The sequence below is a fragment of the Solwaraspora sp. WMMD792 genome (assembly GCF_029626105.1).
Lineage (GTDB): Bacteria > Actinomycetota > Actinomycetes > Mycobacteriales > Micromonosporaceae > Micromonospora_E.
The window spans coordinates 3439484-3451962 of the sequence record NZ_JARUBH010000009.1; the positions used below are offsets into that span (position 1 = coordinate 3439484).

The 12479-nt window shown below is 74.2% G+C and carries 10 protein-coding genes; 2 read left to right on the forward strand and 8 right to left on the reverse strand.

The genetic code is table 11. The annotated features are described in order from the left end of the window. Positions 1 to 233 precede the first annotated feature (233 nt). Positions 234 to 1424 (reverse strand): nucleotide pyrophosphatase/phosphodiesterase family protein, encoded by a 1191-nt coding sequence (locus O7629_RS16520; protein WP_347403673.1) that lies wholly within the window; start codon positions 1422 to 1424, stop codon positions 234 to 236. Continuing rightward, complete coding sequence (locus tag O7629_RS16525) at positions 1421 to 2167, reverse strand: methyltransferase domain-containing protein (RefSeq protein WP_278170209.1); 747 nt, start codon at positions 2165 to 2167, stop codon at positions 1421 to 1423. Before O7629_RS16525 ends, O7629_RS16520 begins: the two co-directional genes overlap by 4 nt. Before the next feature lie 149 nt (positions 2168 to 2316). On the opposite strand from O7629_RS16525, the gene O7629_RS16530 reads away from it, so the two are divergent. Both O7629_RS16530 and O7629_RS16535 read left to right on the forward strand, forming a co-directional pair. Further along, on the forward strand, positions 2317 to 2649 hold the full coding sequence (locus O7629_RS16530) for a PadR family transcriptional regulator (protein WP_278170210.1): 333 nt from the start codon (positions 2317 to 2319) through the stop codon (positions 2647 to 2649). Then, the gene (locus O7629_RS16535) at positions 2646 to 3662 is read left to right on the forward strand and encodes a hypothetical protein (protein WP_278170211.1); all 1017 of its coding nucleotides are present in this window, start codon (positions 2646 to 2648) and stop codon (positions 3660 to 3662) included. Before O7629_RS16530 ends, O7629_RS16535 begins: the two co-directional genes overlap by 4 nt. Here the strand turns inward: O7629_RS16535 and O7629_RS16540 are convergent. The 6 genes from O7629_RS16540 to O7629_RS16565 form a co-directional block, all read right to left on the reverse strand. Next, positions 3634 to 6972 carry an error-prone DNA polymerase gene (locus tag O7629_RS16540; protein WP_278170212.1) on the reverse strand — a complete coding sequence of 1113 codons (3339 nt, stop codon included), beginning with the start codon at positions 6970 to 6972 and terminating at the stop codon, positions 3634 to 3636. The two genes, O7629_RS16535 and O7629_RS16540, sit on opposite strands and share 29 nt — an antisense overlap. After that, positions 6965 to 8566 carry a DNA polymerase Y family protein gene (locus O7629_RS16545; RefSeq protein ID WP_278170213.1) on the reverse strand — a complete coding sequence of 534 codons (1602 nt, stop codon included), beginning with the start codon at positions 8564 to 8566 and terminating at the stop codon, positions 6965 to 6967. Before O7629_RS16545 ends, O7629_RS16540 begins: the two co-directional genes overlap by 8 nt. 46 nt (positions 8567 to 8612) lie before the next feature. Next, on the reverse strand, positions 8613 to 9410 hold the full coding sequence (locus O7629_RS16550; RefSeq protein ID WP_347403674.1) for a hypothetical protein: 798 nt from the start codon (positions 9408 to 9410) through the stop codon (positions 8613 to 8615). 123 nt (positions 9411 to 9533) lie between these two features. Continuing rightward, positions 9534 to 10043, reverse strand: coding sequence for an SAV_6107 family HEPN domain-containing protein (locus O7629_RS16555; RefSeq protein WP_278170214.1), 510 nt, complete (start codon positions 10041 to 10043; stop codon positions 9534 to 9536). A 516-nt stretch (positions 10044 to 10559) separates the two neighbouring features. Next, positions 10560 to 11174, reverse strand: a complete 615-nt coding sequence (locus O7629_RS16560) for a C39 family peptidase (protein ID WP_278170215.1) — start codon at positions 11172 to 11174, stop codon at positions 10560 to 10562. Between the two features lie 416 nt (positions 11175 to 11590). Then, positions 11591 to 12436, reverse strand: a complete 846-nt coding sequence (locus O7629_RS16565) for a hypothetical protein (protein WP_278170216.1) — start codon at positions 12434 to 12436, stop codon at positions 11591 to 11593. Positions 12437 to 12479: the final 43 nt, after the last annotated feature.

Below are 12479 nucleotides of genomic sequence, written 5' to 3' on the forward strand. Positions count from 1 at the left end.
TGGCAGCCAACCGGCTGCTTACCCGCAAGTCTACGAGGGGGGTCGCGGGTCGGAAAGCCGGACGACGGACCGCCTAGGTTGATTTTCCGTCCGGCGGACGTCATCACCTGGTAACAGAGTAGCCGCCCAACCGGACAGTGCACCGCTACCCGGCCCTCGTCACACCAGGAACTCGATCTTTCTCGCCCGCCGCACCGCGAGTTTCACTCCTATAGCACGCCCAACCGGGCAAATCACTCGGGACCCGCGCCGGTGGCGATCAGCAGTGGAACGGCCATCTCGACCTCGGTCACTCCACCGTGGAAGCCGACCAGCGCGGAGCCGACCGGGTCGGTCCGGGTGGCCACCACGACGGACCGGTCCCGGCAGATCACCACGACGTCACCGATCCGGCCCAGATGATCCGGTGGCACCGGGCCGAACCAGCCTTCGGCGATCAGCTCGTCCCGCTCGGCCACCCGGGCCGCCGGGCCGAGGACGGCCCGCCACCCGGCGATGACGTCGCCCACCGCACCCGGCACCGGGTGCAGGTAGCGGGCGCGAGGCTCCCCGGCGACCACCCGCACGCCGGCCCGCAGCCGGGGGTCGGTGTCCAGGTCGAACCGGTGTCGCGGGTCGGCCGGCACGTTCAGCTGACCGTGGTCGGCGGTCACCAGCAGCGCCGCGTCCCGGGGCAGCCCGGCCAGCACCCGGTCCAGCAGCCGGTCCAGGTCGGCGGCGGCGGCCCGCCAGGGCGGGGAACCGACCCCGGACAGGTGGCCGTGCCGGTCCAGGTCGGGGTGGTAGCCGGAGACCAGCACCGGAGCGTCGCCGGCGGTGACCGCGTCGAGCAGCCCGGTGGCGAGAGCGTCGGCGTCGGCCGCGCCCCGGTACCCGCCGCCCCGGTTGGCGGCGACCGTCAGCCCGCTGCCGGCGAACTCGGGCCGGCTGACCACGGTGACCGTCACCCCGGCGGCCGCCGCCCGTTCCAGCTGGGTCGGCACCGGCTGCCACTGCCGCGGGTCCGGGTCGTCGCGCCAGTCGACGTGGTTGAGCACCCGGTCGGTGCCGGGCACCAGACTGCGGAAGCCGAGCACCCCGTGCGCCCCCGGCGCGGCACCGGTGCCGAAGCTGACCAGGCTGGTCGGCGTGGTGGACGGGAAGCCGGTGGTGAGCCGCCGCGCGTACCGGCCGGCGACGAGCGCGGCCAGCGTCGGGGCGTGTTCGCCGGCTGCCGGCAACTGGTGCCAGCCGAGCCCGTCGACCAGCAGCACGACGACGCGCCGCACCCCGGTGAGCGGCCCGGTGAGGCCGAGTACGTCACTCGCGCCGGGCACCCCGAGCACCGCCAGCACGCTGGGCAGCACGTCGGCGAGGCTGGCCGCGCCGTACTCCGGACGCACCGGGCGCAGCAGCTCCGCGGCCGGCGGTTCCGGCGCTGTCACAGCGGTCGCCGGGCGAACAGGTGCAGCTGGGTGGCGAGGTCCCGGTACGGCGGCTGGGCGGCGACGGCCAGTTCCAGGGCGAGCAGGGCCTGCGGGTCACCCTCGGCGACGGCCGCCGGCAGCAGGTCGGACAGCACGCGTACCCCGTGGATCTGCTCGACCCGCAGCCCGGCGGCGGCGAGCAGATCCACGGCGCGGTCGGCGTCGTAGCGGCGGCGTAGCGTGTCCCGCGCGCCGGCGGCGCCCTGCGGGTCGGCGAGCAGCGCGGCGGCGAGGTCGAGATGCCCGTTGACCGCGCGGGCCAGCACCGCCGCGGCGCGGCCGGCGACCAGTACGCTGGCCGCCCCGCCCGGCCGCAGCACCGTGGCCAACGACTCCACCACCCGGGCCGGCTCGTCGACCACCTCCAGCACCGCGTGGCAGAGCACCAGATCGGCGCTGGCCGGCGCGATCAGCTCGCCGAGCGCGTCGCCGTCGCCCTGAGCAGCGGTGATCCGGTCGGCGACCCCGGCGTCGGCGGCCCGTCGGGTGAGCGCGGCCAGCGCGTCGGGGCTGGCGTCGACCACGGTCACCTGGTGTCCGGCCTCGGCCAACGGCACCGCGAAGCCACCGGTGCCGCCGCCGACGTCGACGACGGTGAGGCTGCGGTCGGGCTGTCGGTCCAGTTCGTGACGCAGTACGGACCAGACCACGGCGGTTCGCGGGCCGGCCGCCTGGCCGGCCGGAATGTGTGTCAGTTCCACCCGCGCGAGCCTATCGGCCCGGCCCGGTCCCACTCGGTCCGGTGCGGCCCGGGCCGGTCCGGGGCGGCCGGATCCGGGGCGGCGCTCGTCGCCGGGCGGCGGTACTCCGCGATTGACGGTATATCGCACTGCGAAGTAGTCTGCGAAGCGTGGATACCACCCAGCTTCTCAAAGGGGTGCTCGACCTGGCCGTCCTCGCGGTGCTGCAGCACGAGGACGGCTACGGCTACGACATCCTGCGGCGACTACGCACCGCCGGGCTGACCGAGGTCGGCGACGCCTCGGTGTACGGCACGCTGCGCCGACTGTTCCAGGCCGGTCTGCTCACCACCTACGTGGTCCCGTCCGAGGAGGGCCCGCACCGCAAGTACTACTCGCTCAACGGCGCCGGGCGCGACCAGCTGACCCGCTCCGGCAAGACCTGGCGCAGCTTCGCCGCCACGATGGACAACCTACTTGACGATCGGGGGGTGGCGGCGTGAACGCCGCGACGCAGGCTGAGATCACGCACTACGTCGAGCAGGTACGGGCCGCGCTGGCCGACCTGCCCGGCCCGGTCCGCGACGAACTACTCGAGGATCTGCCCGAGCACCTCGCCGAGGTGCTCGCCGAAGGCGACGGCACGCTGGTCGACCGGCTCGGCGACCCGACGGAGTACGCCGCCGAACTGCGTACCAGCGCCGCACTGGACGCGCCGGCAGCGGCGCCGGGGATCGGCCACCGGGCGGCCGTCGCCTGGCGGGCCACCCGCGACCGGCTGGGCCGGATCGACCGCCGGATCGGCCCGGTCCTCGGCTACGGCACCGCCAGCGAGTTCCTACGGCTGCTACGCCCCGGCTGGTGGGTGCTCCGCGGCTACCTGGCCGCAATGCTCTTCAGCTACCTCACCTCGGGCAACCCGCCGGGGATCTTTCCGCGTCCCGGCGGCAGCGTCGTCATCGGGCTGCTGGCGCTCGGCGGGTTCGTGGCCGGCTCGATCTGGCTGGGGCGTCGCCGGCCCAGGCTGACCAGCTGGCCCCGCTGGACACTCACCGTGACCACCGCCATCGCAGTGTTGTTCGGCATGGTCGCTGTGGTCGACATCGACCGCCGGTCCCGCAGCAGCACCCCGGGACCGGTCTACTACCAGAACGATCCGTACTTGCAGGTGCAGGACGTGTACATCTACGACGGACAGGGCCGGCTGGTCGAAGGTGCCCGGCTGTTCGACGAGAACGGCCAGCCGATCTCGCTCGGGGACCCGTACCGGTGCGAGCAACTTGACTACTCCCGGCAGGGGGTCGAGGAGATGTCACCACGGTTCGACACCCCGCGGTACGTCTACCCGTTCTGCCCCGAGCAGGCGCCGTTCACGCTGCCCGCCTCCACCCCGACACCGCCGCCGGTGCAGCTGGCACCGAGCGGACTGCCGTTGACCCCGCTGACCCCGACGCCCGGCCCGTCGGCGCCGGCGGCGGAGCCGGCGGTCAGCGGAAGTCCCGGGACGCCGGACTGACCGGGGTGGTCACCGCGTCCAGCCGGTCGGCGACCAGGTTGATCACCCCTTCGGCCTTCTCCAGCCGGCCCCGCACCAGCAGGGCGGCGCTGGACCGGGCCACCGTCCGGTAGCGCTGCCACAGCCCGGGTGAGCAGGTCACGTTGAGCATCCCGGTCTCGTCCTCCAGATTGACGAACGTCACCCCACCGGCGGTCGCCGGGCGCTGCCGGTGGGTGACGATGCCGCCGACCCGGACCCGGGTGCCGGCGTCGACCCGACCCAGGGCGGCGATCGGCACCGCCCCGGCGGCGGCCAGCCGGTCCCGGACGAACCGCACCGGGTGGGTGTCCGGTGACAGCCCGGTGGCCCACACGTCGGCCATCAGCGCGTCGACCTCGTCCAGGCCGGGCAGGGTCGGCGCGGCGACCCCGACGGCGACACCCGGCAGCCGGTCGGCGCGTTCCTGCGCGGCGGCCCCGGCTGCCCACAGCGCCTGCCGACGGGTCAGCCCGAAACAGGCGAACGCGTCGGCGGTGGCCAGCGCCTCCAGCTGGGCGGCGGTCAGCCCGACCCGGCGGACCAGGTCCGGCATGTCCCGGTACGGCCCGTGCGCGGCCCGTTCGGCCTCGATCCGCTCGGCCAGGTCGTCGCCGATGCCCCGTACCGCCGACAGGCCGAGGCGCACCTGCGGGCCGCCGACCCCCCACTGGTGCGGCGGCTCCCCCGGCGCGCCACCCCACCGGGTGCGGGCGTCGACGACCAGGGTGGCCGCCGCACCGCTGGCGTTGACGTCCGGCCGGTGCACCCGTACCCCGTGCCGGCGGGCGTCGTCGACCAGGGTCTGCGGCGAGTAGAACCCCATCGGCTGGGCGTTGAGCAACGCGGCCAGGAACGGCGCCGGGTGGTAACGCTTGAGCCAGGCACTGGCGTACACCAGGTAGGCGAAGCTCATCGCGTGGCTCTCCGGGAAGCCGAAGCTGGCGAACGCGCTCAGCTTCACGTACAGGTCATCGGCCAGCTCACCGGTGATGCCCCGGCCGGCCATCCCGGCGTACAGCCGGTCGCGGATGGCGGCCATCCGCTGTGCCGACCGTTTCGACCCCATCGCCTGGCGCAGCTGGTCGGCGCCGGCGGCGTCGAAGCCGGCCAGGTCGATCGCCAGCTGCATCAGCTGCTCCTGGAACAGCGGCACCCCGAGGGTCTTCTCCAGCGCGTTGCGCATCAGCGGATGCGGGTAGGTCACCGGGTCCTGGCCGTTGCGCCGACGGATGTACGGGTGCACCGAGCCGCCCTGGATCGGGCCGGGCCGGATCAACGCCACCTCGACGACCAGGTCGTAGAAGCAGGTCGGTTTCAGCCGGGGCAGGGTGGCCATCTGGGCGCGGCTCTCCACCTGGAACACCCCGACCGAGTCGGCCCGGCACAGCATCGCGTACACCTCGGGGTCGTCCAGCGACATGGCACCGAGGTCCAGTTCGGAGCCGATCAGGTCGTGCGCGTCGTGCAGCGCGGTCAGCATGCCCAGCCCGAGCAGGTCGAACTTGACCAGGCCGACGCTGGCGCAGTCGTCCTTGTCCCACTGCAGCACGGTGCGCCCCGGCATCCGGGCCCACTCCACCGGGCAGACCTCGATCACCGGCCGGTCGCAGATCACCATCCCGCCGGAGTGGACGCCCAGGTGCCGGGGGAAGGTCTGCAGCTCGTCGGCGTACGCCACCACCTGCGCCGGGATGTCCTCGCCGGCCGCCGCGACCGCGCCGTAGTGGTCGATCTGTTTGCTCCAGGCGTCCTGCTGGCCGGGTGAGAACCCGAACGCGCGGGCCACGTCGCGCACCGCCGACCGGGGCCGGTACGAGATCACGTTGGCCACCTGGGCGGCGTGTTCCCGGCCGTAGCGGCGGTACACGTACTGGATGACCTCCTCGCGGCGGCCGGACTCGATGTCGACGTCGATGTCGGGTGGCCCGTCGCGTTCGGGGGCGAGGAACCGCTCGAACAGCAGCTGGTGGCGGACCGCGTCGACGTTGGTGATCCGCAGCGCGTAGCAGACCGCCGAGTTGGCCGCCGACCCCCGCCCCTGGCAGTAGATGTCCTGCTCGCGGCAGAACGCCACGATGTCGTGCACGACCAGGAAGTAGCCGGGGAAGTCCAGCTTCTCGATCATGTCGAGCTCGTGGTCGAGCTGCTGGTACGCCTCCGGGTGGGCCTCGCGGGGGCCGTACCGGTCCAGCGCGCCCCGCCAGGTCAGCTCCCGCAGCCAGCTCATCTCGGTGTGCCCCGCCGGCACCGGATGGTCGGGCAGCCGGGGGGCGACCAGCTGCAGGTCGAAGGCCAGCTCGGTGCCGTAGCCGGCGGCCCGGGCCACCGCGCCCGGGTAGCCGGCGAACCGGGCCGCCATCTCGGCGCCGGAACGCAGGTGGGCGGCGCCGGCGGCGGGCAGCCAGCCGTCGATGTCGTCCAGACCGCGGCGGGCCCGGATCGCGGCCAGCACGGCGGCCATCCGGTGCCGGGCCGGCGCGGCGTAGTGCACGTTGCCGCTGGCCACCGTCGGCAGCCGCCGGGCGCGGGCCAGCTCTGCGAGGGCGTCGTTGCGGTCGCCGTCGTCCGGATGCCCGTGGTCGGTCAGCTCGACCGCGACGCCGTCCGCGCCGAACAGCGCCACCAGCCGGTCCAGCTCCGCGTCGGCGGCGGCCACCCCGCCGGTACGCAGTGCCGCCGGCACCGCCCCCTTGCGGCAGCCGGTGAGCACCAGTACGTGGTCACGCAGCTCGGCGGCGACCTGTTCCAGGCTGCCGTAGTCGGGGCGGCCCTTCTCCCCGCCGCGCAGCTGCGCCCGGGAGATGACGCGGGCCAGCCGGGCGTACCCGGCCGGGCCACGGGCCAGCGCCAGCAGATGCCGCCCGGCCGGATCCGGCTCCCCGGTGCGCGGTGCCGCCCGCCGGTCTGCGGCGTCCACGGCGCTGGTGAGGGTCAGTTCGGCACCGAACACGGTCGGCAGCCCGTACGCGGCGGCCGCCTCGGCGAAGCGGACCACCCCGTAGCAGCCGTCGTGGTCGGTGACGGCCAGCGCGGTCAACCCCAGCCGGACCGCCTCCTCGACGAGTTCCTCCGGGTGGCTGGCCCCATCGAGGAAACTGAAGTTGCTGTGGCAGTGCAGTTCGGCGTACGGCGTGACCGGCCCGCCCCCGGCGGTGACCAGCGGCGCGGCCGACGGTGCGGCCAGTGCCGGCGGCGGGGTGTACGGTGCCCGCTTGCGGGTCCAGCCCGGCGCGTCGCCGCCGTCGCCGTCGACCGCGAGTGGGTCGACCACGATCGGGTCGTCAGTCATAGACGGCCTCCACCACCCAGCGCCCGTCGGTGCGGGCGATCAGCAGGGCGCTGCCGTCGGCGAGCGCGACCTGGAACCGGGCCCGGCGGCGCGCCTCGGCCGGTGCCCACCAGCGTTCGTCGAGCGGCCACGGGCCGGCCCAGCCGGTGACGTCGACCGCAGGGCCCGTACCGACGGCGAGCCGGGCCGGCGCGGCGCTGACCACCAGCCGGGCGCTGACGGTGACCGGTTCGCCTGCCGCGTCGTACACCTCGGCCGGCAGTGGGGCGGGCAGCACGACCGCCGGTGCCGGTGGCGGCAGCCGGCCGGGCCACGGCGGCTGACCGGGCCGGGACGGTGCCCGTTCGTCGCCCCACGGCACCAGCCGGACCTGGTCGACCGGGGACCGGCCGCCACCGAGCACGGCGGTGACCACCGCGTCCGGCCCGAGTAGCCCCTGCACCCGGGTCAACGCCCGGCGGGCCCGGGCGTCCTCCGCGCCGATCTCCCCCCACAGGCCGGGTTGCAGGGCGACCCGGGCGAGCACCCCGTCCGGGACGAGCCGCAGCCGGACGATCCCGGCAGTGGGTGGTGGCGGTGACGCGGCGTCACCGGCACCCGGGCGGCGGGCGGCGGCGCCGGTGAGCCAGCCGTCGAGCTGCCAGCGCAGCCGGTCGGTGATCGCCGCGGCGGTGAGCATGCCGTCGTGTCGCCAGACGCGGTGCAGTTCCTGGCCGTGTGCGGTGACCGCTTCGATGCCGACCCGGGTGCAGGCCAGTCCGTGCCCGCTGAGCTGGTCGTGCAGTTGCTCGGCCAGGGCGCGGGCGGCGAACGCGGCCGCGTCGACCCGGTCGAGCGGTTCGTCGTAGTCGGCGGTGACGGACAGTTCGGGCGGCGGCTGTCGGGGGGTGAACGGCTGTTCGTCGCGCCCGTCGGCGAGCCGGTGGGCCAGCGCCGCGTCGGGGCCGAACCGGGCGAGCACGTCGCGGGCCGGCAGCGCGGCGAAATCCCCGAGGGTACGCAGACCGAGCCGGCGCAGCAGGCCGGCCAGGTCGGGTCGGCCGAGCACCCGCAGCGGCAGCCCGGCCAGGAACGTGCGGCTGTCGCCGGGCGGGACGATCCGGCCGGTACGGGCGGCCAGCCCGGCGGCGAAGAACCCGTCGGCGACACCTACCTGGCTTTCGACCTCGCAGACCTGCGCGACGTGTTCGACGATCTGCTCGGCGGCGGCCTCCTCGCCGCCGAAGTAGCGGGCCGGGCCTCGGGCGGCGACGGCGCACGCCCCGGGACGGTGCACCTCGACCCCGGCGACGACCTGTTCGATCGCGGCGACGACCGGCTCGAACGCGCGGGCGTCGCGGGCCGGGTCGTGGTCGAGCACGGTAAGCCCCGGGCAGCGACTCTGCGCCTCCCGTCGGCGCAACCCGGGGTGTACGCCGTCGGCGCGGGCGGCGGCGGAGCAGGCGACCACCCGGTTGGCGTGCAGGACGGCGACCGGCCCGGTGGCCGGCACGCCGTCGATGATCTCGGCGGCGGTCACCGGCCAGTCGGGGCACCAGACAACCAGCGCCCGGGTGGGCGGGCCGGGCCGGCCGGCCGGGGTGACCGCGTTCATCCGGGCCGCACCAGGGTCAGCCGCACCAAAGTCAGCTCAGTGCGGCTCATCCCCGCCGCACCAAAGTCAGCTCGGCGCGGCGGGCCCGGCGGGTGATGCCGCCGGTCGGCGCGGCGGCTGCCGGCGGCGGGCCACCGGGCAGCCAGATCCGGATCTCCCGGGGCCGGGTCAGTGTCCCCCGGCCCCGGGCGGAGACGACCATCTCCCGCCGGCGGAGCCGGCCCCGGCCCGCCCCGAGCCCTTCCCAGCGGCCGTTCACCACCTGCAGGGTGACGTCGGGGGCGTCCCACCGGCCGCAGGGCACCAGCACGCAGCCCCGCTGCCGGGCCCGGGCGGCGAGCCGGCCGGTCACCTGCGCTGTCACGGCGGCGGGGGCGGCGACGACCACCACGTCCACCCCGTCGATCAGCGCGGCGACCACCGCCGGCCAGTCCGGTCCGGGGTTGGGCACCAGGGCCAGCCGGTCCAGGGCGATGCCCAGCTCGGCGGCGGCGGTCACGCCCAGCGCCGGCACTCCGACGACGGCGCACCACAGGCCGGCCCGGGACGCCTCGGCGAGCAGGGCGAGCAGCAGCGAGGTGGCGCCGAGCCGGGCCGACCGGTGGGGCAGCACGTTGACGGTGGAGCCGCGGCGCAGCCCTCGCCCGGGTAGCAGGCCGGTGAGCATGGTCGGGACGGGAAGCACCTGGTCGATGCCGGCCGAACCGGGCAGGCCGGTCGGGTCCGGCGTACCGGCCGTCGCCGCTGAGCCGGCACCGCCGGCGAGCGCGCTGGCCGGGCGGACCAGGTTGGCGGCGGCGACCGCGGACAGTGCCGCCGTGCCGGCCACCATTCGCCCCGCCATCCTGCTTCTCTCCCCCGGGTTTCGCTCACTGGTGTTGGTCTCGGTGTTGGTGCGCGCGTGGTCGCCGCCGGCACCACGAGTGCCGGCGGCGACAGAGGTCACGCCGGTGCGGGGGTTGGTTGGTCAGGCAGCGGCCAGGCCGTCGAGAGCCGGGTCGAGAGCCGGTTGGTGGGCCAGCCCGAGGGTGTCCTCGACCAGGGAGACGAACTGCCCGGCGGAGCGCAGCAGGTCGTCGGCTTCCCGGGCGGTGACCACCCGGGGGATGCCGGCTTCGGCGGCGGCCCGTTTGCTGGCACCGGCGGCGAAGAAGGTGGCCCACTCGGCCATCTCGGGAGCGACCATCATCAGCAGGGCCCAGACGCTGGTGACCCGGTTGCGGCGGGTCGGGGCGGGCCGGGCGCGGGCGGCGAGCATCGCGGCGGCGGCGCGCAGAGCGGACAGGTGGGCCGCCGCGTACCGCAGCCCGTCGGGGCGGGTGCTGCCCGCTTCGGTCAGCCCGTGCCGGGCGAGGACGAGCAACTGGGCCGGGGTGCGGTTGGGCAGCAGGTGCGCCGGCACCGTGGGTGCCTGGGCCGGGACTGCAGTCGTGGCCTGGGCCGGTGCCGAATGAGCCGGTGCCGAAGTGGTCGGCATGGATCCTCCTCCGCGCGTTTCACCTGTTCGGGTGCCCGCCCACGGAGGAAGACGTCGGCGGGGCGTCGTCGGTGCGGATGCGGATGCTTCCCCACACCGCATCCGCACCGACGATGCTGGCGGGGTCCGCTGCCCGCCGCCCGGGGGTCGGGGGCGGCGGGCAGCGGTCCTGCCTGGTGGCGCTGGACCCGCGAAAGCCCAGTGCCGGGGCGTGCGGCTCGCGGCGCCGCACTGCCGGGACTCGCGCCGCGAATCGCTCCTCCCGGCGGCCAGTACGGGTGTCGACTCCGGTGGTGCCGTTGCTGACCGGCGGACCCAACCAGCAGAGCTACCTGTTATCGAACACCCGTTCTAACCTCTGCTTCACAGTACACCCTGCCACCGACGAAAATGCAACGTCAGGCACGCCAAACGCCGCTGGCCGGGTCCCGGCGTACGGGACCCGGCCAGCGGACCGGTCAAGCAACCTCATCGGTTCGACCTGGGCAGAGCTCGGGGACGTGGCTCAGGGACGGCTCAGGCGGAGTAGCCGCGCTTGGCGGTCCAGTCGGCCAACGCGTCGAGGTCCATCCAGTACTCCTGGCCCTCGTAGTACGGGTCGGCGATCTTCACCGTGTCACCACCATCGCGGTAACCGGTCACCGTCAGGTAGTGCCCACCCTCGTACGAATGCGCCACCCCGTCGACATCCGACGCCGTACCCATGATGTTCGCCACCACGGCCCGGTCGTCGTCCACCGCCTCCCGCACATCCGCCTTCAGCTTCTCCACATGCTCCGGCTTCGCCGCAGCCGCACCAATCGACACCGTCTCGTACTCGTCGCCACCGGTCACCTCGTTCAGCACCCGGGTCGTCTCCTCAGCCGAATCCGTACCGGCCTCCGTCGTCCCCAACTTGCCCGCCACCTCATCCTGCGACGGAGCATGACCCTGCGCCGTCAACGCGATCCGCGTCGCCGCCGGCCCGCAGTAGTAGAAATTCGGCTGCGCCTCGTACCGCACCGCCACCTCACGCGCACCACCATCGGCACCCGGACCAGCCGCCTGCGCCACCGCGGGAGCGGCCACCACACCACCAGCGGTCAACACACCAGCAACCGACAGAACAGACTTACGGAAGATCGTGTTCATAGCAGAATCTCCGTTCCGAGGGGAATGAACCGGACACCAGACCACACCGGGTCGATGACCGGTCACGAACGGGACAGAACAGAACACGCACAAGAAAGTCGAACTCAAACGATGCGCTCCGACCTGCGCACACCCGCCGATCCAGGCGGGAGGGCGGTCCCACCGGCGCACCGGATACAACCACCCGGGGGTGCCCGGCATTCCGCACCGGGCGGGGCCGCAGACCCGGCCGTACCCGCACCGGGCGACAGACCAGGCGGACCAGACCCGGCAGATCAGCCGGGCCGCTCGCCTACTCGGTCCAACGCCGGGATCCAACGCCGCCCGGCCGGCCGATGTTCCCCCGCGCCCGGCACCTCAGCCACCTACCCGCTGCGCCGCGCCGAACCTCGCAAACGGGACGCCACCGACCCCGGTCAGTCGCCCGGCTTCTTCCACAGCACGTACTCCAGTTGCAGCGGGCCTTCCTCGCCGTCGACCGAGGTGCGCTGGGTGAGCGTGCCGTACCGGCCGTCGCTGGTCCGAATGCAGTAGACCGGAAACAGCCGCCGCCACCGGTTGCCGCTGAACATGCCCTGGACGACCTCCTCGTCGTTCCAGGCCGAGTCGGGCAGTGACGAGCAGCCGCCGAGGGTGGGCGTGCCTTCGTCCCAGTCTGCGGCCTGTGCGCCGTTACGCAGGGCGGCCTGGCCGCCGGTCAGCGAGCTCCACGTGCCGGCGGACCGGGGCTCCACCAGATCCACCGCCGCGGCGAACTCCGGATCCTGCTCCGGGTCGCCGAACCGCCCGGTGTCGAGGTCGTAGTGCAGGTCGTCGCCGGTGAAGACGAGCCGGTCGCCGGCGTACACCGGTTCGCTGTCCAGCGCATCGGTGATCACGAGCGTGGAGTCGACGGTGGGGTCGGCGGTGATGGTGATCCGGTTCTGTTCGATCTCGGTGACGAACCGCCCGTCCATGTCGATCCGCAACTTGCGGGTGGTGTCGATCCGGAAGACGCTGACCCGCTGCGTACCGTCGATCGTCTGGTTGATCAACAGGTAGGTGGCGTCCTGGTCGGCCGCCTGCTCGTGGGCCGCCTCCTCGGTGGCGTAGATGCCGACCTCGGCGACGATCCGGTACGGCGCCGGCAGGGCCGCCACCGACTCCTTGGCGATCTCGACGACGATCGGCATGATCGCCTCCTCGAAGGCGGCCATCCGCTCGTCGTCACCGCAGCCGGCGACGGCGGTCAGGGTGACGGCGGCCGCGACGAGCCCGGCCACCGCCCGGGCCCATCGGCCCGACCCGTTACCTCCGTACGGCCGT